Origin of the sequence: Bradyrhizobium sp. BRP20, assembly GCF_020194215.1 — a bacterium.
Taxonomy (GTDB): Bacteria; Pseudomonadota; Alphaproteobacteria; order Rhizobiales; family Xanthobacteraceae; genus Bradyrhizobium; species Bradyrhizobium yuanmingense.
Map to the genome: position 1 here is coordinate 745,324 of NZ_JADYVY010000002.1, position 23,808 is coordinate 769,131.

16 protein-coding genes are annotated in these 23,808 nt (G+C 65.0%); 14 read left to right on the top strand and 2 right to left on the bottom strand.

Annotated elements, in window-relative coordinates:
- The 5 genes from pbpC (at nt 1) to I6F33_RS08320 (ending at nt 5,949) form a co-directional block, all read left to right on the top strand.
- On the top strand, nt 1-2,172 hold the full coding sequence (gene pbpC / locus I6F33_RS08300; RefSeq protein WP_225141893.1) for a penicillin-binding protein 1C: 2,172 nt from the start codon (nt 1-3) through the stop codon (nt 2,170-2,172).
- A gap of 50 nt (nt 2,173-2,222) precedes the next feature.
- On the top strand, nt 2,223-3,965 hold the full coding sequence (locus I6F33_RS08305; RefSeq protein WP_036027969.1) for a glycosyltransferase family 39 protein: 1,743 nt from the start codon (nt 2,223-2,225) through the stop codon (nt 3,963-3,965).
- A 1-nt stretch (nt 3,966) separates the two neighbouring features.
- On the top strand, nt 3,967-4,812 hold the full coding sequence (locus tag I6F33_RS08310) for a phosphatase PAP2 family protein (protein WP_225141895.1): 846 nt from the start codon (nt 3,967-3,969) through the stop codon (nt 4,810-4,812).
- Between the two features lie 64 nt (nt 4,813-4,876).
- Nucleotides 4,877-5,614, top strand: coding sequence for a glycosyltransferase family 2 protein (locus tag I6F33_RS08315; protein WP_225141897.1), 738 nt, complete (start codon nt 4,877-4,879; stop codon nt 5,612-5,614).
- Nucleotides 5,611-5,949, top strand: coding sequence for a lipid-A-disaccharide synthase N-terminal domain-containing protein (locus tag I6F33_RS08320; protein ID WP_025036223.1), 339 nt, complete (start codon nt 5,611-5,613; stop codon nt 5,947-5,949). The genes I6F33_RS08315 and I6F33_RS08320 overlap by 4 nt, the downstream gene beginning before the upstream one ends.
- 65 nt (nt 5,950-6,014) lie before the next feature.
- Here I6F33_RS08320 and metC read toward each other — a convergent pair whose 3' ends face one another.
- Nucleotides 6,015-7,199, bottom strand: a complete 1,185-nt coding sequence (gene metC, locus I6F33_RS08325) for a cystathionine beta-lyase (RefSeq protein ID WP_225141899.1) — start codon at nt 7,197-7,199, stop codon at nt 6,015-6,017.
- Nucleotides 7,200-7,596: 397 nt separating this feature from the next.
- Between metC and I6F33_RS08330 the strand changes: the two genes are divergently transcribed.
- The 7 genes from I6F33_RS08330 (at nt 7,597) to I6F33_RS08360 (ending at nt 19,176) form a co-directional block, all read left to right on the top strand.
- A complete protein-coding gene (locus I6F33_RS08330; protein ID WP_035999559.1) occupies nt 7,597-8,613 on the top strand; it encodes an amino acid ABC transporter substrate-binding protein in 1,017 nt (338 codons plus the stop codon).
- A 25-nt stretch (nt 8,614-8,638) separates the two neighbouring features.
- Nucleotides 8,639-9,844: an amino acid ABC transporter permease gene (locus I6F33_RS08335; RefSeq protein WP_036027974.1), complete on the top strand. Its 1,206-nt coding sequence runs from the start codon at nt 8,639-8,641 to the stop codon at nt 9,842-9,844.
- Complete coding sequence (locus I6F33_RS08340; protein ID WP_225141901.1) at nt 9,841-11,361, top strand: amino acid ABC transporter permease; 1,521 nt, start codon at nt 9,841-9,843, stop codon at nt 11,359-11,361. Before I6F33_RS08335 ends, I6F33_RS08340 begins: the two co-directional genes overlap by 4 nt.
- Before the next feature lie 11 nt (nt 11,362-11,372).
- Nucleotides 11,373-12,110, top strand: coding sequence for an amino acid ABC transporter ATP-binding protein (locus I6F33_RS08345; protein ID WP_035999552.1), 738 nt, complete (start codon nt 11,373-11,375; stop codon nt 12,108-12,110).
- Between the two features lie 92 nt (nt 12,111-12,202).
- Complete coding sequence (locus tag I6F33_RS08350) at nt 12,203-14,434, top strand: tetratricopeptide repeat protein (protein WP_225141903.1); 2,232 nt, start codon at nt 12,203-12,205, stop codon at nt 14,432-14,434.
- A 112-nt stretch (nt 14,435-14,546) separates the two neighbouring features.
- Nucleotides 14,547-16,820, top strand: coding sequence for a tetratricopeptide repeat protein (locus tag I6F33_RS08355; RefSeq protein WP_225141905.1), 2,274 nt, complete (start codon nt 14,547-14,549; stop codon nt 16,818-16,820).
- A gap of 118 nt (nt 16,821-16,938) precedes the next feature.
- A complete protein-coding gene (locus tag I6F33_RS08360) occupies nt 16,939-19,176 on the top strand; it encodes a tetratricopeptide repeat protein (RefSeq protein ID WP_225141907.1) in 2,238 nt (745 codons plus the stop codon).
- A 61-nt stretch (nt 19,177-19,237) separates the two neighbouring features.
- Here I6F33_RS08360 and I6F33_RS08365 read toward each other — a convergent pair whose 3' ends face one another.
- Nucleotides 19,238-20,272, bottom strand: a complete 1,035-nt coding sequence (locus I6F33_RS08365; RefSeq protein ID WP_035999544.1) for a cysteine synthase A — start codon at nt 20,270-20,272, stop codon at nt 19,238-19,240.
- Between the two features lie 639 nt (nt 20,273-20,911).
- On the opposite strand from I6F33_RS08365, the gene I6F33_RS08370 reads away from it, so the two are divergent.
- Together I6F33_RS08370 and I6F33_RS08375 are read left to right on the top strand one after the other, a co-directional pair.
- Nucleotides 20,912-22,396: an efflux transporter outer membrane subunit gene (locus I6F33_RS08370; protein ID WP_225140792.1), complete on the top strand. Its 1,485-nt coding sequence runs from the start codon at nt 20,912-20,914 to the stop codon at nt 22,394-22,396.
- Nucleotides 22,386-23,789, top strand: a complete 1,404-nt coding sequence (locus I6F33_RS08375) for an efflux RND transporter periplasmic adaptor subunit (protein WP_225141909.1) — start codon at nt 22,386-22,388, stop codon at nt 23,787-23,789. Before I6F33_RS08370 ends, I6F33_RS08375 begins: the two co-directional genes overlap by 11 nt.
- Nucleotides 23,790-23,808: the final 19 nt, after the last annotated feature.

A 23,808-nucleotide genomic window follows, 5' to 3' on the forward strand; every position in this document is an offset into this window, starting at 1 on the left:
ATGAGCGAGGCTGAGCCACATACACGGGCATCCACGGCCGCGCCGGCGGTGGGTGTTGGCGTGGATGGCCGGGTCAAGCCCGGCCATGACGGGCGGAGGGGGCGGATCGCCTTTCGCCTTCTCTCCGCAGCCGCGCTCACCTTTATCCTCGCCATCATCGGCTTCGTTGGCTGGGTCTACGCGCTCGGCCCGCTCCCGCTCGACGAAGCCCGCCAGGTCTCAACCACCATCGTCGATCGCAACGGCAAACTGCTGCGCGCCTATGCGATGGCGGATGGGCGCTGGCGGTTGCCGGTCGATGCCAGGACCAACGTCGATCCGACCTACCTGAAACTGCTGTTCGCCTATGAGGACCAGCGCTTCTACGCCCATGGCGGCATCGATCCGCTCGCCCTGGGACGCGCCGCCTTGCAGCTCGGAACGCGCGGCCACATCGTCTCGGGCGGCTCGACCATCACGATGCAGCTGGCCCGTCTGATGGAGCCGCGGCGGCAGCGCTCGCTTTACGCAAAATTGCGGCAGATCGTGCGTGCCATCGAGATCGAGCGCAGCATGAGCAAGGAGCAGATCCTCGATCTCTATCTGGCGCTGGCGCCCTATGGCGGCAATCTCGAAGGCATCCGCGCGGCGTCGATCTCCTATCTCGGCAAGGAGCCGAAGCGGCTGTCGCTGGCGGAGGCCGCGTTGCTGGTCGCGCTGCCGCAATCGCCGGAGACACGCCGGCTCGACCGGTTTCCGGAGGCTGCGCGCAAGGCGCGCGACCGCGTGCTCGACCGCATGGTCGCGGAGCACGTGGTCAGCACTGAGGAGGCCAATCAGGCCAAAGCGATGCCGGTGCCGAAACTGCGCAGGCCGATGCCGATCCTGGCGCCGCATGCCTCCGACGCCGCGCAGTCGACGGTCAAGGACGCGCCGATCATCAAGCTGACGCTCGATGCGACCTTGCAGAAGGTGCTGGAGCCGCTGGCGCGCGACCGCGCAATTGCGCTGGGTCCGAACATCTCGGTCGGAATCGTCGTGGTCGACAATGAGAGCGGCGACGTGCTCGCCCGCGTCGGCTCGGCCGATTATTTCGACGAGAGCCGGGCGGGGCAGGTCGACATGACCCGCGCCATCCGCTCGCCCGGCTCGACGCTCAAGCCCTTCATCTACGGGCTCGCCTTCGAGGACGGCTTTGTCCATCCCGACAGCTTGATCGACGACCGCCCGGTCCGCTTCGGCTCCTATGCGCCGGAAAATTTCGACATGACTTTCCAGGGCACGGTTCCGGTGAGGAAGGCTCTGCAACTGTCGCTGAACGTGCCGGCCATCGTGCTGCTCGACCGCGTCGGCTCGAGCCGGCTGACCTCGCGGCTGAGGCAGGCCGGCGGCAACCTCGTCCTGCCCAAGGACGAAGCGCCCGGCCTCGCCATGGGGCTCGGCGGCGTCGGCGTGACGCTGCAGGATCTGGCCCAGCTCTATGCCGGCTTTGCCCGCCTCGGGACCACCAAGCCGCTGCGCGAGATCGTCACGGCCAGGGACGATCGGGAGCCGCTGCGGCTGCTGGATCAGGTCGCAGCCTGGCAGGTCGGCAACGTCCTGCTTGGCACGCCCCCGCCGGAGAACGCCGCACACAACCGCATCGCCTTCAAGACCGGCACCTCCTACGGCTATCGCGACGCCTGGTCGGTCGGCTTCGACGGTCGCATGACCATCGGCGTCTGGGTTGGCCGTCCGGACGGAGCGCCGGTTCCCGGCCTGATTGGACGCGTCGCCGCCGCGCCCATCCTGTTCGATGCCTTCGCCCGCAGCGGCAAGACGCTGGCCGCCTTGCCGAAGCCGCCCAAGGGAACCCTGGTCGCAAGCAACGCGAAGCTGCCGCTGCCCTTGAAGCGGTTCCGGCCGGTCGGCGACCTGGTGCGAAGCGGGGGCGAGCAGCCGCTGCACATCCAGTTCCCGCTGAACGGCTCGCGGATCGACGTCGATCGATCGGGTGGCCGGGAGAGCGCGGCGATGCCAGTCAAGGTCGCCGGCGGCGTGCTGCCCATGACCGTCATGGTTAACGGCACCGCGCTCGGCGAGATCGACGGCCGCCGTCAGCGGCTGATAGATCCGCCCGGCCCGGGCTTTGCACGGCTCACCGTGATCGACGCCACGGGCGCCGCGGACACAGTTGTCATTCGAATTCAATGACCCTGCCTTAAGCGGTTGTGGCCATGGCGGTTTCAGCGTAAGCGGAACCAATGGCCGAGACCTACCCCAGCCCCCGTTTTGGTGCCCCCCGCGAGTCGAAATCGCCCACAAATCCGGGCAGCGGGCTCGTGCGCATGCTCGACATCGTCACTGCCAGCCACCCGCGCGCGGTCGGCTTCCTGGTGCTGTGTGCGCTGCTGCTGTTCCTGCCGGGCTTCTTCACCATCCCGCCGATCGACCGCGACGAGGCACGGTTTGCCCAGGCCACCAAGCAGATGGTCGAGAGCGGTGATTATGTCGACATCCGCTTTCAGGAGGACGTCCGCTACAAGAAGCCGGTCGGCATCTACTGGTTGCAATCGGCGACCGTCGAAGCCGCCTCGATGCTCAAGCTGCCGAAGGCCGAATTGCGCATCTGGGTCTACCGGCTGCCGTCACTGATGGGCGCGATCGGCGCCGTGCTGATGACGTATTGGGCCGCGCTCGGCTTCGTCACGCGGCGTGCCGCGGTGCTGGCGGCGCTGATGATGTGCGCCTCGGTGCTGCTCGGCGTCGAGGCGCGCCTGGCCAAGACCGACGCCGTGCTGCTGCTCTGCGTGGTTGCCGCGATGGGCGCGATGGCGCGGGCCTATCTGTCCTGGCAGCGCGCCGAGGACGAGACGCATCCGCCCTGGAGCTGGCCCGCGATCTTCTGGACCGCGCTTGCTGCGGGCATCCTGATCAAGGGGCCGCTGATCCTGATGTTCGCAGGCCTGACCATCGTCGCGCTCGCGATCCAGGACCGCGACGCCTCCTGGCTGTGGAAGCTGCGGCCTGTCTGGGGCCTGATGTGGATGCTGGTGCTGGTGCTGCCCTGGTTCGTCGCGATCTTCTGGCGCGCGGGCGAGACCTTCTTCACCACCTCCGTCGGCGGCGACATGCTGAGCAAGCTTGGCGCCCAGGAATCCCACGGCGCACCGCCCGGACTTTACCTGGCGCTGTTCTGGATCACGTTCTGGCCGGGTGCGCCGCTGGCGGCGATGGCGGCGCCTGCGGTGTGGCGGGCCCGCCGCGAGCCCGGCGCGCAGTTCCTGCTGGCCTGGCTGATCCCGTCCTGGATCGTGTTCGAGGCGGTGCTGACCAAGCTGCCGCATTACGTGCTGCCGCTGTATCCCGCGATCGCGATCCTCACCGCCGGCGCGGTGGAGCGGCGCGTGCTGTCGCGCTCCTGGCTGATGCGCGGCTCGGCCTGGTGGTTCGCGATCCCCGCAGCCGCCTCCATCATTGCGGTGGTCGGCTCGGTGATACTGACGCGGCAGCCCGCTTTCGTGGCCTGGCCGTTCATCGCGGCCGCGCTGATCTTCGGCCTGTTCGCCTGGTGGCTGTTCGATACCAATCGCGCCGAGCGCTCGTTTCTCAACGCCCTGGTCGCAGGCCTGATGCTCGCCGTGACGATTTACGGTATCGTGCTGCCGTCGCTGACGCCGCTGTTTCCCAGCATCGAGATCGCGCGCGCGCTCCGCAACGTCACCTGTGTCGGACCGAAGGCGGCTGCGGCCGGTTATCACGAGCCGAGCCTCGTCTTCCTGGCGGGCACCCGGACCTTGCTCACCGACGGCTCCGGCGCGGCGGATTTCCTGCGGCAGGGCAGCTGCCGCTTCGCGCTGATCGAGCAGCGCTCGGAGCGCAGCTTCGTGCAGCGCGCCGAGGCGATCGGGCTGCGCTACAAGGTCGGCGCGCGCATCGACGGCTATAATTTCTCGCAAGGGCGCGCGATCTCGATCTCGATCTTCCGCTCGGAAGGTACCGAATAGGATGCGGGCTCCGACCGACATTGCACCGCATGCCGGCTATCCCGCGCAATTGCTAGCGGTGTCCTGGCGCGCGCTGGCGCAGCTCGTGCGGTCGCCCTCGCATTCGCGCCGCGCCGAGGCCGCCCGGAAGCTGGCGCGGCATTCGCTGTGGCTTGCCGCGGCGGGTGCAGCGCTCGTCATCGTGCTGATGGTCGCGTTCGATCAGACCGAGATCCTGCTGATGCCGCCGCGCGGCACGCCGAGCCTGTGGCCGATCCGCATCCTCACCGATTTCGGCAAGGACGAGTATATCCTCTCGGTGCTGGGTGCTGCGCTGGTGGTGCTGGCGCTCGTCGCGGCCGGGCTGCGTGGGAGCCGCCGTGCGCTGCTGCTCGGCTTCGGCACGCGGCTGCAATTCCTGTTTCTGTCGGTTGCCGTGTCAGCCTTCGTCGCCGAAATCCTGAAATATGTCATCGGGCGGGGACGTCCGTTCGTCGGGGGCAAGGCCAATCCGTTCAACTTCGTCCCGTTCGAGGGGACAGGGGCTTATGCCAGCCTGCCGTCAGGCCACGCCGTGGCCGCGTTCGCCCTGGCGTTTGCCGTCTCGGCACTGTGGCCGCGTCTGCGCGTCTTCATGTTCACTTACGCAATCGTGATCGTGCTGACGCGCCTGGTGTTGCTGGCGCATCATCCGAGCGACGTGGTCGCCGGCGCTCTGGTCGGAACGGTGGGCGCCATGGCCGTTCATTACTGGTTCGCGGCCCGAAAGCTCGGATTTGCCATCCGCGCCGACGGCACCATCGTGCCGCTTTCAGGGACGTTTTCCGACCGCCTCAAAAGGGTTGCCCACCGGGCATCCGCCCCATAAAAGCGGCTGCCTGCCGGGACCGCCGGTTCCCCTGGTCAGGTCAATTCCAACCACGAGCCTCGATTTGTCGACGTCCCAGCCTTCGGTGTCCATCGTTGTTCCCGTGCGCAACGAAGCCGACAACATCGCGCCGCTGATCGCGGAGATCGGCGCGGCACTCGATGGCCGCTGGCCCTATGAGATCATCTACGTCAACGACGGCTCGACCGACGCCACCGGCGAGCGGCTTGGCGCCATCATGAAGCAGCGGAGCAATCTGCGTCAGCTTCGCCATGCAAGATCGGGCGGCCAGTCGGCGGCCGTGCGCAGCGGCGTGCGCGCGGCGCGCGGGGAGATCGTGGCGACGCTCGATGGCGACGGCCAGAACAATCCGGCCTTCCTGCCCGACCTGATCGCTGCAGTCGAGAAGGGGGCAGGGCGCGTCGGTCTCGCGGCCGGCCAGCGGATCGGGCGCAAGGACACCGGCTTCAAGAAATTCCAGTCGCGCATCGCCAACGGCGTTCGCAACGCCATACTGAAGGACGGCACGCGCGACACCGGCTGCGGGCTGAAGGCGTTCCGCCGCGACGTCTTCCTGATGTTGCCTTATTTTGACGGGCTGCATCGCTTTCTCCCCGCCTTGGTCCGCCGCGAAGGCTACGACATCGCCTATGTCGATGTGATCGACCGGCCGCGCCATTCGGGCGTGTCCAACTATGGTTTCTTCGACCGGCTGTGGATCGGCATCATGGATCTCGCCGGCGTTTGGTGGCTGATCCGCCGCAAGAAGCCGACGCCAGAAGTGACCGAGGTGGACGCATGATCATTCAATACGGTCAGGCGCTGAGCAATTATCTCTATGACGTCTTCGTCGCCAAGTTCGACTTCTGGCTGGCATTCGGCCTGGTCGCGCAGCTGTTCTTCACGGCGCGCTTCCTGGTGCAGTGGATCGCGAGCGAGCGCGCCGGCAACAGCGTGGTGCCGATGGCGTTCTGGTTCTGCTCGATGGGCGGCGGGCTGATGACGCTGGTCTATGGCGTCGTGAAGCGCGAGCCCGTCATCATCCTCGGACAGTCGCTCGCGACCATCATCTATATCAGAAACATCATGCTGATCTGGAAGAACCGCGGCACCGCCTCGAAGACGCTGGACCGCTGATCCAGCGTTCGGCTCCGCTTGTTGAAGCCTGGCACGTTGCTAGGCGAGATGCCCAATCCTGATGCTCACATGGCCGCTTTGAGGGCAGCGAAGCCGCGGTCGAGATCGGCCTTGAGGTCGTCGGTGCTCTCGAGCCCGATGTGGAGACGCAGCGTCGGGCCGCCGGGCTCCCATTTGGTCGCGGTGCGATAGGCATCGCAATCGAAGGGAATTGCAAGGCTCTCGAACCCGCCCCAGGAAAAGCCCATGCCGAACAGCTTCAGCGTATTGAGCATGGTGTCGACCGCCTTCTGCGGCGCCGGCTTCAGCACGATGCTGAACAGGCCGGAGGCGCCGGTGAAGTCGCGCTTCCAGATCGCATGACCGGGATCGGTCTCCAGCCCGGGATGCAGCACGCGCGCAACCTCAGGCCTTGCCGCCAGCCAGCGCGCCATCTCGAGCCCGGAGCGATGATGTTGCGCCAGCCGCACCGACAGCGTGCGGAGGCCGCGCAGCGCCAGGAAGACGTCGTCGGGGCCGGCACAGACGCCGAGCAAGCGGATGCCTTCGGCAATCATCGGCCAGGCCTTGGCATTGGCCGAGATGGTGCCGAACATGATGTCGGAATGGCCGCCGATATATTTCGTCGCGGCCTGCATGCTGATGTCGACGCCCTGGTCCAGCGAGCGGTGATAGAGCGGCGTCGCCCAGGTGTTGTCGTCGATGACGAGCGCGCCGCGCCCATGTGCGACTTCGACGATGGCGCGGATGTCGGGCATCTCGAACGATTGCGAGCCCGGCGCCTCCACCAGAACGGCCCGGGTGTTGGGCTTGAACAGCTTGTCGATGCCGGCGCCGATCATCGGATCGAAATAGGTGGTCTCGACGCCGTAGCGGGTCAGCATGCCGTTGCAGAAATTGCGCGAGGGTCGATAGATGTTGTCGACAACCAGGATGTGGTCGCCGGCCTTCAGTACCGAGAGCAGGGTGGTGGAAATCGCCGACAGCCCCGACGGCACGATACCGACGCCGGCGCATTGCGGACCCTCCAGCGCCATCAGCGTCTCCTGGAACGCCTTGGTGGTCGGGGAACCGTGACGGCCATAGGTGAACTCGCCGCGATGGGCGTGCAGGTCCTCTGCGGTCGGATAGAGCACGGTCGAGCCGTGGAAGACCGGCGGATTGACGAACCCCCTCTGCGCCTTGGTGTCGCGGCCGGAGGTGACCAGCCGGGTCTCGGCGTGCTGCTCTTGGGGGGACGAAGAATCCATGCGCCTGCTTTCAAAACCGCGTTTCCACCGGACGCATCGCGCCCCTGGGCCGACCGAAAGGCCGCGGTCGTTAATAACAGAACACAGAAGAGTCCCGTCAACCCCTTGACCCGGAACGCCAGTCGTTCTGTGATGCGCAGGTGCTATTCAGTCGCCGCATGTTGAGGGGCCTGCCGCGACCTTCGATCCATTGCCTGACCGGACGTCGCGTCACAGCCAAGAGATGGCGGGCGCCGGCGGCGGGGATGAAGGTATGGCCTCCCGAGATCGGCGAGTGTTCGGCAAGGTTTTCCAGCATGACTCTTGCAAGGCCGGATTCTTGAAGGACCTGGCTTGGCAGAGACGATCCTAAGACAACATTCCTGACCTTGAGACGACCTTGAAAGGCCCAAAGCCCATGAAACGCGTAACCCTGGCTCTCTCCCTTGCTCTCGCCGCCGGCCTCACCGCCCAAGCCGCCGATGCGCAAACGCTCAAGACCGTCAAGGATCGGGGCATGCTGTCCTGCGGCGTCAGCCAGGGCCTGCCGGGCTTCTCCTCGCCCGACGACAAGGGCAACTGGACCGGCATCGACGTCGACGTCTGCCGCGCCATTGCCGGCGCCATCTTCAACGATCCGACCAAGGTCAAGTTCGTGCCGCTGTCCGCCAAGGACCGCTTCACCGCGCTGCAATCCGGCGAGGTCGACGTGCTCTCGCGCAACACCACCTGGACCATCTCGCGCGACACCTCGCTCGGCGCCAATTTCACCGGCGTGACCTATTACGACGGGCAGGGCTTCATGGTGAAGAAGTCGCTCAAGGTGAATTCGGCGCTCGAGCTCAACAGTGCATCGGTCTGCGTGCAGACCGGCACCACCACTGAGCAGAATCTCGCCGACTACTTCAAGGCCAACAACATGAAGTACGAGGTGATCGCGTTCGCCACCAACGACGAGACCGTCAAGGCCTATGAGGCCGGCCGCTGCGACGTCTTCACCACCGACCAGTCGGGCCTGTACGCCAACCGCCTCAAGCTCGCCAGCCCCAACGACCACATGGTGCTGCCCGAGATCATCTCGAAGGAGCCGCTCGGTCCGATGGTGCGGCACGGCGACGACCAGTGGTTCGACATCGTGAAATGGACGCTGTTCGCGATGCTCACCGCCGAAGAGCTCGGCGTGACCTCGAAGAACATCGACGAGAAGGCGAAGCTGGAAAATCCCGAGCTGAAGCGCGTGCTCGGCAGCGACGGCAATTTCGGCGAACAGCTCGGCCTAACCAAGGATTGGGTGGTGCGGATCGTCAAGACCGTCGGCAATTACGGTGAGGTGTTCGATCGCACCGTCGGCGCCGGTTCGCCGCTCGGCATCAATCGCGGTGTCAACAATCTCTGGAACAAGGGCGGTCTTCAGTACGCGCCGCCGATCCGCTGATCAGCCCTGATCGGCCGGCAGCGGCATGAGCACCGAGGCTCGAAAACCGCCGCCCCAGATCGCGCTGAAGATACGGCGCATTCTGGGCGGCAAGGCAGGCTGGAACGGCGTTGCCGTCCAGTTTGCCTTCGCGGCGATCCTGGGCTGGATCGGCTACGAGATCGTCTCCAATGCGCGGGCCAATCTCGAGAACCAGCATATCGCCGCCGGCTTCGGCTTCCTCAGGAACAATGCCGGCTTCGACGTCAATCAGACCCTGATCTCCTATACCGGCTCGGACACGTTCCTGCGCGTGTTCGTGGTCGGGCTGTTGAACACGCTCGTGGTCTCCGTGGTGGGCATCGTCTTCGCCACGGTGATCGGCTTCATCGTCGCGCTGTGCCGGCTGTCGCCCAATTGGCTGCTGTCGCGGGTCGGCGAGATCTATGTCGAGGTCATCCGCAACCTGCCGCTGCTGTTCCAGATCCTGTTCTGGTATCTGGCGGTGCTCGCGGCCTTGCCCAATCCGCGGCAGAGCATTTCCCTGTTCGGCATTGCCTTCATCAGCAATCGGGGCCTCGTCATTCCCAGCCCGATCGGTCAGAGCGGTCTCGCGCCGTTCCTCGCGGTGCTGGCGCTCGGCATCGTCGCCTCACTGGCGCTGCGCGTCTACGCAAGGCGAGCGCTGTTTCAGCGCGGGCAGGTGATCCGCATCTGGCCTTCCGTGCTGGCCCTGCTGTTCGGGCTTCCGCTGGCCACGATGCTGGTCTTCGGTCTGCCTTTCACCTTCGAGCTGCCGCAGCTGAGGGGGTTCAACTTCGCCGGCGGCTCACGCATCATCCCGGAATTCGTGGCGCTGACGGTGGCGCTGGCGACCTATACCGCCGCCTTCATCGCCGAGATCGTGCGCGCTGGCATCCTGTCCGTTCACAAGGGGCAGATGGAGGCGGGATCTTCGCTCGGCCTCAGCCGCGGCGCCACGCTCCGCCTCATCGTCGTGCCGCAGGCCATGCGCGTCATCGTGCCGCCGCTGACCAACCAGTACCTCAATCTCACCAAGAACTCGTCGCTGGCGGTCGCGATCGGCTATCCTGACCTAGTTTCGGTGTTTGCCGGCACGTCGCTGAGCCAGACCGGGCAGGCGATCGAGATCATCGCCATGACGATGGGCGTCTATCTCCTGATCTCGCTCCTCACCAGCGCGATCATGAGCGTCTACGGGTGGCGCGTCAGCCGGAGCCTCGGCGCATGAGCGATGTCATCTCGTCCAGCTTCGTCCGCCAGGACCTGCTCGCCGAGCGTCCGGCGCCGGTGAAGACCACGGGCTTCATCGGCCTGATGCGCACGCGCCTGTTCAACTCGCCGACCAACATCCTGCTGACGATCGTCGGCGCCTTGCTGCTCTGGTTCACCATCGTTCCCTCCGTCAAGTTCCTGTTGGTCGATGCGGTCTGGAGCGGTAAGGACCGCACCGCGTGCCTCGCCGAGAACGCCGGCTTTGCGGTCGGCGCCTGCTGGCCCTACATCCAGGCGAAGCTCCCGCAACTGATCTACGGCTTCTATCCCGAGGCCGAGCGTTGGCGGGTGAACTTGACGCTGTTGCTTGCAGTGGTCCTACTGTTGCCGCTGCTCATTCCGCGGCTGCCGGCGAAGAGCCTGAATGCCGGCCTGTTCTTCGTCGCCTTTCCGGTGGTGGCGTTCTTCCTGCTGCACGGCGGAGGCATCAAGGGCTTCGGGCTGAGCTGGACGGCCGGCCTGCTGCAATTGTTCGACGAGAGCATCGTCGGTGCCGGACAGGCGCTGCTCACCTCGAGCAGGACCTCCGCGGTCGGTCCGCTGCTGTGGGTGCTCGGGAGCCTCATCGTGCTGCTCGGCACGGTGATCCATTGGCTGATCTTTCCGCTCAGCTGGCTGCGCGATTATATCCAGGGCACGGGCCAGCCGGTCTGGGCAGATTTCGCCGTCACGGGCGCGATCGTCTGCCTGATCGCCTTCGTTCTCGGCGGTGGTGTTCGCACCGGCGGGCGGGCTCTGGCCTCGAGCATCGCCACCTTCATTGCCATCGCCATCGTCATCAGGCTGATGGATCTCGACCACGGCGGATTGCCGATCGTGACGACGAATCTGTGGGGCGGCCTCCTGGTGACGCTGGTGGTGTCCGTCACCGGCATCGTCACCTCGCTGCCGATCGGCATCGCGCTCGCGCTCGGCCGCCGCTCGACCATTCCCTTGATCCGAATCTTCTCGATCGCCTTCATCGAGTTCTGGCGCGGCGTGCCGCTGATCACCGTGCTGTTCTTCGCAACCTACATGCTGCCGCTGTTCCTTCCCGGCAATTTCACCGTCGACGGCTTGGTGCGTGCGCTGATCGGCATCGCGCTGTTCACCGGCGCCTATCAGGCCGAGAACGTCCGCGGCGGGCTCGCGGCCATCCCGCGCGGGCAGAGCGAGGCGGCCGCCGCCCTCGGACTGTCCTGGTGGAAGACGACCTCGCTGATCGTGCTGCCGCAGGGGCTGCGGCACGTCATTCCGAACCTCGTCAACAGCTTCATCTCGCTGTTCAAGGACACCTCGCTGGTCTCGATCGTGGCGCTGTTCGATCTGCTCGGCTCGCTGCGCGCCTCGTTCGCGGATCCGAAATGGTCGACGCCGTCGACGGCGTTCACCGGCTTCGCCTTCGCTGGGATCATCTACTTCCTGTTCTGCTTTGGCATGTCGCGCTATTCCTTGTTCGTCGAGCACCGCCTCAACGCCCACCGCCGCAACTGATCGAGGCCACCATGTCCGAGCCCATCGTCAAGATTTCCGGCCTGAACAAATGGTACGGCGAATTCCACGTCCTGCGTGACGTCGATCTCGCGGTGCAGAAGGGCGAACGCATCGTGATCTGCGGCCCCTCGGGCTCGGGCAAGTCCACGCTGATCCGCTGCATCAATGCGCTGGAGGAATTCCAGGAAGGCGAGATCGTCGTCGACGGCATCGAGCTCGGGCCGAACCTCAAGCACGTCGACGCGGTCCGCCGTGAAGTCGGCATGGTGTTCCAAAGCTTCAACCTGTTCCCGCATCTGACCGTGCTCGACAATTGCACGCTGGCGCCGATCTGGGTCCGCAACATCCCCAAGAAGGACGCCGAGGTGACGGCGATGAAGTTCCTCGAGCGCGTCAAGATCCCGCACCAGGCCAACAAGTTTCCGGGTCAGATGTCCGGCGGCCAGCAGCAGCGCGTCGCGATCGCGCGAGCCCTGACCATGAACCCGAAGGTGATGCTGTTCGACGAGCCGACCTCGGCGCTCGACCCCGAGATGGTCAAGGAGGTGCTCGACACCATGGTCGACCTCGCCGAGGAAGGCATGACCATGCTGGTCGTCACTCACGAGATGGGCTTTGCCCGCGAGGTCGCCAACCGCGTCGTGTTCATGGACGCCGGGCAGATCATCGAGGCCAACACTCCGAACGAGTTCTTCGCCGCCCCGCAGCACGCCCGCACCAAGCTGTTCCTGAGCCAGATTCTGCGCTGAGTCCGGCGACCCGTGGCCTCGCCGGTCTGACCGCAAGCCTGGCACCATCCGAATCGGCTTGCCTCTTTTCGGACCATCTCCGGAGAGAGACCTTGCAGAGCAGTGCTGGCGTGCGCGCATACCAGAATGCGCGACTGGAAAAGAAGCTGAAGAAGCAGGCGGACAGCGTCATGGCCTTCGCGATCGAGGCACTCGGGCAGGGCAGGCCCGATGAGGCCGAGATGCTCTGCCGCGAGATCTTGAAGGAGGTGCCGGATCATTTTCATGCCACGCACCTGCTCGGCCTGCGCGCGTTCGATGGCGGGCGGCTCGATGAGGCGGAATTCCTGCTCGAGCGTGCGATTGCGCTCGATCCGAGTTCGCCCGATGCGCACGGCAATCTCGGGGCAGTCTATTTCGCGCTGGAGAAATTCGCTGGCGCCCGCGCCTGCCAGGAGAAGGCCATCGCGCTCAAGCCGAATTGTCCAATCACCCTGACCAATCTCGGCAATACGCTGCTGCACATCGGGCTCGGCAACGAGGCGATCGGGCTGCACGAGCGGGCGATCAGGCTGAAGCCGGATTATGCCGATGCGTTTTGCAACCGCGGCATGGCGGAATTGATGACGGGCCAGTTGGAACGCGCCAAGGCGAGCTTCGAGCGCGCCCTGGCGTTTCAGCCATCTCACGCCGAGGCGATCGCGGGCAGGGGGATGGTCAGCCTCGAGCTCCGGCACTTCGCGCAGGCGGGTGCCGCCTTCGACGCCGCGCTCGCGATCAAGCCGGGTTCGCCGCGGATTCTGTTGCAGCGTGGAAGGCTCAATTTGAGTTTAGCCCGGCTGGAGCAGGCGGCCGCGGACCTCGACGCGGCGCTGGCGCAATCGCCACGGCTCGAGCTCGCGCTGTGCTGGCGGGCGCAGATCGACATTCTCGCGGGAAACACGGCGCGGGCGATGGCAGGCGTCAAGACGCTGCTCGAGGTCAATCCGCAATCCGAGATGGGGTTGGCACTTTTGGCGGCGTGCCATGTGAACCAGGGAGACATCGCGACCGCGCTCGCGCACCTCGACGCCGCGCTCGAGATCGCGCCGGATTTTCCGGAGGCGATCGGATACAAGATCTTCGTGCTGGACTACCTGCCGGAGGCCGATTTCGCCGCCCAGCAGGCCGCGCGGAAATACTGGTGGGACGCGATCGGCGCGAAGCTGCAGCAAAGGACGCTGGCGCCGCGGCCACTCGATCCTGACCGGCGGATCGTGATCGGATACGTCGCATCCGAATTCAGGAACCACTCGGCGGCATACTCTCTGTTGCCGGTGCTGCGCAATCATGATCACGCCCAGTTCAAGGTCGTCTGCTATTCCTGCTGGCCGGTGCAGGACGAGATGACGGAGAGCTTCAAGCCTCTCGCGGATGTCTTCGTCGATGCCGCACAATTGTCCGATGACGAGCTGGCCGACCGCATCCAGGCCGATGGCATCGATATTCTGATCGATGTCTCCGGGCACACGACCGGCAGCAGGCTTCATGTCTTTGCCCGCAAGCCGGCGCCGATTCAGGTCACAGGCTTCGGGCACGCCACGGGGACAGGCCTTCAAACCATGGACTACGTGCTCGCGGACCCGATCTTCATCCCGCAATCGGCGCGCCATCTCCTGGCCGAGAAGGTGCACGACCTGCCGTGCCTGATCACGATCGATCCGATCCTGGACATTCCGCCTTCAGAGCCACCCATGCTCCGCAACGGCTACGTCACTTTCGGGGTGTTCAACCGCATCTTCAAGATTTCGGACGAAGCCATCCGGGTGTGGTCGAACGTCATGCATGCGGTGAGGGGATCGAAGATCATCGTCAAGAACGGGCTGCTTGACGATCCATTGCTGCGCGATCGACTGGTCGCGCGGTTCGCGGCAGAAGGGGTCGCCGAAGAGAATGTCATCTGCATGGGCTCGACCTCGCGCCCCGAGCATCTGCGGGCCTTTGCGATGGTCGACATGTCCCTCGACACCTTCCCGCAGAACGGCGGCATCAGCACCTGGGAGTCCCTCTATGCCGGCGTTCCCGTGGTCGCCAAGCTCGGCCGCGGCGCTTCGTCGCGCGCCGGCGGCTCCATCGTTGCCGCCGTCGGCCTGGAGGACTGGGTCGCCGAGGATGACGCGGGCTATGCCGCCATCGCGTGCAACTATGCGGCGCAGCCGGCCTACCTGGTAAAGCTGCGGGCGGATCTCCCGGCTCGGATCGCAGCCTCGCCGGCCGGCGACGTCGAATTTTACACGCGCGAGGTCGAAGCGGCCTATCGCCGGTTCTGGCGCGATCATTGTGCCGCCGCCTCGGAGGTGGCGTAGGACGATTGCGCTGGGCCCCGGGAAATCCCGGAGGCGATAGGACTCCGGTGACCGGCAGGCCAAGCTCGCGAATCAGTTAGACTCTGCTGAGGGCATCCTCCGGAGATACACCTTGCAGAAGAGCGGCGGCGGCGCGCGCGCGTTCCAGAATGCGCGATTGCAGAAGAAGTTGATGAAGCAGGCCGACGCCGTCCTTGCCGCTGCGGCGAACGCCTATGGCCAGGGCCGATACGCCGAGACAGAGGCGCTATGCCGCGAGATCCTGAAAGCCCTTCCGGATCATGTCGACGCCATTCACCTGCTCGGCATGTGCGCCCATGACGGCCGGCGCCTGGAAGAGGCGAGGGAGCTGCTCGAGCGCGTGATCGCGCTCGATCCGCGCCTGCACGATGCCCACAACAACCTCGCGACCGTGCATTTCGACCTCGGCAATTACGAAGAGGCGCGGCGCTGCCAGGAGAGGGCGATCGCGCTCAAGCCGAATTTCGCGGTGGCGCTGACCAACCTCGGCAACACGCTGATGCATATGGGGCTGTACGAACAGGCGCTCGAGATGCACGAGCGCGCCATCAAGATTAAACCGGATTATGCCGATGCGCTCTGCAATCGCGGCATGGTCGAGATCGTGCTTGGGCAGATCATGCGTGCCAAGGAGAGCTTCGATCGCGCCCTGCTGTTTCAGCCGCGTCACGCCGAGGCCATCGTCGGCAGCGGCATGGTCAGCATGGAGCTGCGGCACCACGAGGAGGCCGCAGCCAAGTTCGCTCAGGCCCTCGCAATCAAGCCAGGCGCGCCACGAATTCTGGCCCAGCGCGGACGGCTCAGTTACGAGCTGCAGCACCTGCAGGAGGCGCTGGCGGATTTCGATGCGGCGCTTGCGATTTCGCCCAAGCTCGAGCTGGCCCTTCGGGGCAAGGCGCAGGTCTGCCTCGTCATGGGAAGGACCGCGCAGGCGATGGCGGCCGCAACGACCTTGATCGAGCGAAATCCTCGCTCGGAGATGGGGTTGGCGCTTCTGGGCTTCGCTTATTCGAACCAGGGAGATATGGAATCCGCGATTGAATATCTCGATCGCGCGCTGGCGCTCCGACCGGACTATGGAGACGCGATCAGAGGCAAGATCTTCTTGCTGGACTACCTTGCGGAGGCGGATTTCGCGGTCCAGCAGGCGGTGCGAAAGTCCTGGTGGGATGCAATCGGCTCGAGGATTCCGCAAAGGACGCTGCCGAAGCGGCCGCTGGATCCGGACAAGCAGATTGTGGTCGGATATGTCGCGGCCGAATTCCGACAACACTCGGCGGGACTCACCTTGCTGCCCGTGTTGCGCCATCATGATCACGCCAAGTTCAAGATCGTCTGCTATTACGCCTGGCCGGGGGCGGACGAGTACACCGCCAAGTTCAAGGCGCTGGCGGATGTCTGGGTCGACGCTTGGCAGATGTCGGACGACGAGCTCGCCGATCGTATTCAGGCCGACAATGTCGACATTCTGATCGACGTTTCCGGCCACACGACCGGCAACAGGCTGCAATGCTTCGCGCGGAAGCCGGCTCCGATCCAGGCCACCGGCTTCGGACACGCGACGGGTACGGGCATGCCGACCATGGATTACGTGCTCGCCGATCCCATTTTCATTCCGCCATCGGCCCGGCATCTGTTTCCCGAGAAGATCCACGATCTGCCGTGCCTGATCACGATGGAGCCGGTCACCAATCTAAAGCCCTCCGAGCTACCGATGCTCCGCAACGGCTACGTCACCTTTGGTGTGTTCAACCGCATCTACAAGATCTCGGATGATGCGATCCGCGTGTGGTCGCGCATCATGCGGGAAGTGCCGGGATCGAAGATCATCCTCAAGCATGGTTTGCTCGACGATGCCCTGCTGCGCGATAGCTTGGTCGCACGCTTCATCGCACAGGGTATTGCGGAGGAGGACATCACTTGCCTCGGCACCACCTCGCGTGACGACCATCTGATGGCCTTCGACAAGATCGATATTTCCCTCGACACGTTCCCGCAGAACGGCGGCATCAGCACCTGGGAATCCCTCTACAAGGGCGTTCCGGTCGTGGCCAAGCTCGGCATTGGAGCCTCCTCGCGTGCTGGCGCCTCCATCGTGGCGGCCGTCGGCCTCGGCGACTGGGTCGCGGAGGATGACGACGGCTATGTCGAGATCGCCCGCAAGTTTGCCTCGCAGCCCGAATATCTGGCGAAGTTGCGCGCGGGCTTACCGGCCCAGATCGCAGCCTCGCCCGCCGGCAATGTCGAGATCTACACGCGTGAGCTCGAGGCGGGTTACCGAAAGTTCTGGCGCGACTATTGTGCCGCTGCCGCCGAGCACGGCGACGCTGCGGTCAGCGGGGCGGACGCACCTGGCGGCTCCTGAGCCGCATCCTGCAGGCGACCCCCGGGATATCCCGGACGGATTTCTGGTCCGGCAGCCCGGCCGGGTCGGTGCGCGAATCAGTTAGACTCGGCCTTGGGCCATCTTCCGGAGAGACACCTTGCAGAGCAGCGTCGGCGCGCGCGCATTCCAGAATGCGCGATTGCAGAAGAAATTGAAGAAGCAGGCCGACGCCGTCATCTCCGCCGCGGCGAGCGCCTATGGTCAAGGCAGATATGCGGAGAGCGAGGCGCTCTGCCGCCAGATCCTGCAAGCCGTTCCGGATCATTTCGACGCCACGCACGTGCTCGGCCTCAGCGTGCAGCAGGGCGGGCGCCTCGACGAGGCGCAACAGCTGCTCGAGCGCGCGATTGCGATCGATCCGCGCTCGCACGAGGCGCTAAGCAATCTCGCGGCCCTCTACTTCGTGCTTCAGAAATTTGAAGCGGCCCGCGTCTGTCAGGAGAAAGCGATCGCGCTGAAGCCGAATTTTACGCCGGCCCTGGCCGGCCTCGGCAACACCTTGCTGCAGATGAACCTGCCTGAACAGGCCATCGAGGTCTACGATCGCGCCATCAAGCTGAAGCCCGACTACGCCGACGCGCTTTGCAATCGTGGCGTGGCGCAGCTGGCGCTGTTCCGGTTTGACCGCGCCAGGGAGAGCTTTGATCGCGCGCTGCTGTTTCAGCCGCGCCACGTCGAATCGCTCATCGGCAAAGGCGTGGTCAGCATCGAGCTCAAGCGCTACGATGAGGCGGAGGCTGCGTTCGCAGCGGCGTTCGCGATCAAGCCCGATTCAGCGAAGATCCTGGCGCAGCGCGGACGCCTCAATTCGTCCCTGTCGCGGCTGGAACAGGCGGCCGCGGACTTCGATGCGGCACTTGCGCTTTCACCCCGGTTCGAGATGGCCTTGCGGGGCAAGGCGGAGGTCTCGCTCAGCCTGGGAAACACCGCACAGGCGATCCTGGCCTGCACGACCTTGCTCGAGCAGAATCCACGTTCCACGATCGCATTGGCGTTGCTGAGCTCCTGTTTTGCAAATCAGGGAGAAATCGCGTCCGCAATCGAACATCTCGACGCCGCGTTGGCGATCTCGCCGGATCCAGACTTGATGGCGCGGAAGATCTACTATCTGGACTTTCTCCCCGACGCCGATTTCACGATCCAGCAGGCGACGCGACGGTCCTGGGGCGAAGCGATCGGTGCCCGCGTGCCGCAGAGGAAGCTCGCCCCCCGGCAGCTCGATCCCGACAGGCGGATCGTGATCGGCTATGTTTCCGCCGAATTCTGGTATCATTCGGCGGCGTTCGGCTTGCTGCCGGTGCTGCGCCATCACGATCATGCCAGCTTCGAGGTCGTCTGCTATTCGTGCTCGCCGACACGAGATGCGATCACAGCCGAATTCAAGTCGGCGGCAGACGGCTGGGTCGATGCCTGGCAGATGTTCGACGACGAACTGGCCGATCGTATCGAGGCCGACAAGGTCGATATCCTGATCGACGTGTCCGGGCACTCGTCGGGCAACAGGCTTCAGGTCTTCGCCCGCAAGCCGGCTCCCATCCAGGTCACGGGCTTCGGGCACGCGACCGGTACCGGCCTTCGGACGATGGACTACGTGCTCGCGGACCCGGTCTTCATTCCGCAATCGGCGCGGCATCTGCTGGCCGAAAAGGTCTATGACCTGCCGTGCCTGATCACGATCGATCCCATCCTCGATGTGCCGCCTTCGGAGCTTCCCATGCTCCGCAACGGCTACGTCACCTTCGGCGTGTTCAACCGCGTCAACAAGATCTCGGACGAGGCCATTCGCGTGTGGTCGAACGTGATGCGGGAGGTGGCCGGATCGAAGATCATCATCAAGCATACGCTGCTCGACGATCCCCTGGTGCGCGACGGCCTTCTCGCGCGCTTTGTCGCCCACGGGATTGCCGAGGAGAGGATCACCTGCCTCGGCTCGTCCGAGCGCGCCGATCATCTGCGAGCCTTCGCGCTGGTCGATATTTCGCTCGATCCGTTTCCGCAGAACGGCGGCGTCAGCACCTGGGAATCCCTCTATGCGGGCGTTCCGGTCGTCGCCAAGCTCGGCCACGGCGCATCCTCGCGCGCCGGCGGCTCCATCGTGGCCGCCGTCGGTCTCGACGACTGGGTGGCCGATGATGACGCGGGCTACGCCGCTATCGCGTGCAAATTCGCTGCCCAGCCCGCGCATCTGGCAAAGCTGCGCGCGGAATTGCCGGCCCGGATCGCGGCTTCGGCCGCGGGTAATGTCGAAACCTACACGCGCAGGGTCGAGGAGGGTTACCGCAAGTTCTGGCGCGACTATTGTGCCGCGGCCTCGGAAAGCGGGGAGGTCGCTTAAGCCGGCCGAACCGCGCAGATTTTGTGGATCTGCGCCTTCGGCCCGAGGATGCGCGTGACGATCAGACGAAGGGCGGCTTGATGTTGCTGCGCTTCTCCAGCCATTCCGGCACCGGCAGGTTCTTGGCGCGCATGAAGTCGGCATTGAACAGCTTCGACAGATAGCGGCTGCCGGAATCGCACAGCACGGTGACGATCGTCTTGCCGGGCCCGAGCTGCTTCGCAAGCCGCATCGCGCCGACGACATTGATGCCCGTCGAGCCGCCGAGGCACAGACCTTCGTGCTGGAGCAGCTCGTAGATCGCACTGACGGCGTCGGTGTCGGGAATGAGATAGGCATCGTCGACCTTGGCAGTTTCGACGATCGCAGTGGCGCGGTTGAGGCCGATGCCCTCCGTGATCGAGCCGCCCGGCGTCGCCTTGGGATCGCCGGTCCTGAAATATTCGTACATGCCGGCGCCATGCGGATCGGCGCAGGCGATGCGGATGTTCTTGTTCTTCTCCTTCAAATAGCGGCTGACGCCGGCCAGCGTGCCGCCGCTGCCGACCGAGCAGACGAAGCCGTCGACCTTGCCGCCGGTCTGCTCCCAGATCTCAGGCCCCGTGGATTCGTAATGTGCCTTGGCGTTGTCCAGGTTGTTCCATTGGTCGGCGAACAGCACGCCATTGGGCTCGGTCTTGCGCAGCTCGTCGGCGAGCCGCCGGCCGACATGCTGGTAGTTGTTGGGGTTGGCGTAGGGAAGGGCCGGCACCTCGATCAGCTCGGCACCGCAAAGCTTCAGGAAATCCTTCTTCTCCTGGCTCTGCGTCTCCGGGATCACGATCAGGGTGCGGTAGCCGCGCGCGCTCGCAACCACGGCAAGACCGATACCGGTATTGCCGGCGGTCGCTTCCACCACCAGCCCGCCGGGCTTCAGCTCGCCGCGCTTCTCGGCCTCCAGGATCATCCATTTCCCGGCGCGGTCCTTCACCGACTGACCGGGATTCATGAACTCGGCCTTGCCCAGGATGGTGCAGCCGGTCAATTCCGAAGCCTGCTTGAGCTTGATCAGGGGGGTGTTGCCGATGGCTTCGACAACGTCGTTGCGAATGGTCATGTCGGGGAAAATCACTACCAAGGGGTTGATCGGCTTTGGCCCGAACCTAGTGCTTGGGAGGCCAAAGGGGAAGGCTTTTGCGCTGCGGCGAACCCGACCGAAACGCCCGCGGAAACAGTGATATGCCTGCAGTAGGAAATGGCCCAACCCCGGCCCGTGTACGAAACGATTGCGCTCCCGATCAACGTTGTTGCGATCAATTCTTGCCACGGGCGAAACGGGTCGCGACAGGGCGCGTGTCCTGTTCGCGGGGATTATCTAGAAATGCGGTTGTCCCTCGGTGGTAAGAACCTCAGCCGCCGCAGCGGGAGAGGCGAAGCGAACCCTGCAGCAACGGGTGTGGCCGCGATATCACATGAAATCTTGGTAAGCTTGCTTACGTTTTCCCAATGTTTCGCAATGAAGAAAGTCTCTGCGAGACAGCCGCTTTTCGCATTCTTGTCAGTTCGCTCCCGCCTCGTTGGCACGGGCATCTCGCAATTGCGGCACTGTCCCGCCGTTCCGCGCCCGGCTAGTATGAAGCTCAGGTTCCGCAGAAAGCATCATCACTGTGAGCGCGTCGTCCAAAGCCTCCCGACCACCCTGCCGCGAATCGGTTAATCCGGCAGCGTTGCGGCGGCTTGATCTGCCCGGCGGGGGGTGGATGTGACACAGCAAGTTCCAGTGGTCGCCTCGCGGCGGTCTCGCGGTTCTGCACTCCGAACGCTGCGCGCGGCGCGATGGACTGCGGTGCTGTGCCTCGCCGCGGCTTCGGGGGCTTGCGTGCTGACCCAGGATCTTCCCGATCCCGCGCTCGACGTTCCCGCGCACTACAAATATGCCGGCAAGGGCGATGCGCCGCCGTCGCTCGATTGGTGGCGCGGCTTCCGCTCCGCGGAGCTGACGCAACTGATGGAGGAGGCGCAGACCGTCAATCTCGACATTGCCGCAGCCGTGGCGCGCATTGTTCAGGCTGACGCGCAGGCGCGACAGGCCGGCGCGGCGCTGCTGCCGAGTGTCTCGACAGCCGGATCGGAATCCTATTCACGCACATCCGGCTCGAGCGCTTCGGGGCTGTCCATCGGCGGGCGCGAGGTCGTCAATTATTCGGCCTCGCTGAGCGCGAGCTATCAGCTCGATTTCTGGGGCCAGAACCGCGACGCGCTGCAATCGGCAGAGGAGACGGCGAACGCCAACCGTTTCGATCGCGACACGGTCGCGCTGACCACGCTCGCCGCCGTCGCCAACGCCTATTTCCAGGTGCTGGCCTCGCAGGACCGCATCAGGACCTCACAGCGCAACATCGCGAGCGCGCAGCGCATCCTCGATGCGGTCAGGGAGCGCCGCAGGGCCGGCACCGGCACCGATCTCGACGTCGCCCAGCAGGAGAGCGTGCTGGCGAACCAGAAGGCGCTGGTGCCGCCGTTGCGCCAGACGCTGGACCAGAACGTCAACGCGCTCGCCGTGCTGGTGTCGCGACCGCCGGAGAGCGTGCGCGTGCACGGCGGCTCTCTGGACCGGATCGCGATCCCGCGCGTGACGCCCGGCCTGCCTTCGGAGCTCCTGACGCAGCGGCCGGACATCCGCCGACAGGAGGCGCAGCTCGCCTCGGCCACCGCCAACATCGGCAATGCCCGCGCACAGTTCTTTCCGACCATCCAGCTCACCGGCAATGGCGGCTACCAGAGCTCGGCGCTGGTCTCGCTTTTCCAGCCGCATGCGGCCTTCTTCCAGCTCGTCGGCAGCGCGACACAGCCGATCTTCGACGGCGGCAGGATCCTCGGCAATTTCGAGTTGGCCAAGGCGCGGCAGGACGAGCTGCTGCAAACCTATCGCAAGACCATCGTCCAGGCCTTTGCCGACGTCGACAACGCCCTGTTCTCGATCAAGCAGACCACGATCAGGCTGCAATTGCAGCGCGACGTCGTCGCCGCCTCGCGTCGCGCCTTCGATCTTTCCGAGCAGCAATTGCGTGCCGGCACCGCCGACATCGTCACAGTGCTCAACACCCAACTGACCCTGTTCCAGGCGGAAGACGCGTTGTGGCAGGCCCAACTCGCACGGCTTCTGGCCATCGTCAGCCTGTACCAGGCGCTCGGCGGAGGCTGGGAGCCGCGAATGGAGAAACCGGTCAATGCTCTTTAAGCCGGACACCAAGCAAGGCGCGCGAGAGGGGACAGCGAAGCGATCGCGCGGCCGCAGCTTCGTCATGACCCTGATCACGCTCGCGATCCTTGGCGGCCTTGGTTACGTCGGCTGGATTGCAATGCAGCAGCAGCAGGCGAACAACCGCAATCAGCGCCCCGATCTACCGGTGCCGGTGCTGGCGGCGAGCCCGCGCATCCAGGACGTGCCGGTTTATCTCGACGGCGTCGGCGCGATCCGCGCGCTCAACACCGTAACCGTGCGCTCGCAGGTCGACGGCAAGCTGATCGCGGTCAACTTCACGGAAGGCCAGGACGTCAAGAAGGGCGACGTGCTCGGCGAAATCGATCCGGCGATCTATCAGGCTCAGTACGACCAGGCGGTTGCCAAGAAGGCGCAGGATCAGGCCCAGCTCGCCAACCAACGCATCGACCTCGCGCGCTACGAGCAGCTCGCGGCCTCCAACGCCGGCTCCAAGCAGCAGGCCGACACCCAGCGTGCGTTGGTCGCGCAGACCGAGGCGCTGGTCAAGGCCGACCAGGCTGCGATCGACAACGCGGCGGCGACGCTGAGCTACACCAAGATCGTGGCGCCGATCTCGGGCCGCGTCGGCCTGCGCCTGGTCGACCAGGGCAACATCATCCATGCCTCCGACACCACGGGCCTCGTGGTGATCACGCAATTGCAGCCGATCGCGGTGTGGTTCAGCCTGCCGCAACAGCAGATCATGCGCGTCAACGCGGCGGCAGCGAAGGGGCCGCTCGCGGTCGACGTGTTCGGCAATGACGGCATCACGGTGATCGATACCGGCAAGCTCACCGGCATCGACAACCAGGTCGACCAGACCACCGGCACGCTCAAGCTCAAGGCCGAATTCCCCAATGCCAATTACCAGCTCTGGCCGGGCCAGTTCGTCAATGTCCGCCTCAAGGTCGAGACCTTGACGCAGGCGCTGGTGGTGCCGACCTCTGCGGTGCAGCGTGGCCCGATCGGCACTTTCAGCTACGTCATCGGCGCGGACAACATTGTCTCGGCCAAGCCCGTGACGGTGACCCAGCAGAACGAGCATGACGCCGTGATCGCCAGCGGCCTGTCGGCGAGCGAGAGGGTGGTCACCACGGGCTTCGCAAATCTGTCCGACGGCTCCAAGGTGATCGTCGGCCGCGATGACCAGACTCCGTCGGCCGATCTTGCCCCACGCAAGCGCTCGCGCGCACCGGACGCCCAGAAGAAGGATGGTGCCAACGAAGGCCAGAAGGACGGGCAGAAGGACAGCCAAGCCAAGGACGGCGAGTTGCGCGCCAAGCGCAAGAGCAGCGAAGGCGACCAGAAGGGGCAGACGGGACCGGCGCCGGGGCCGGGGGCATCGGAAAGTGGAGCCAAGCAGCCATGATCCCGACAACAGCCGCTTG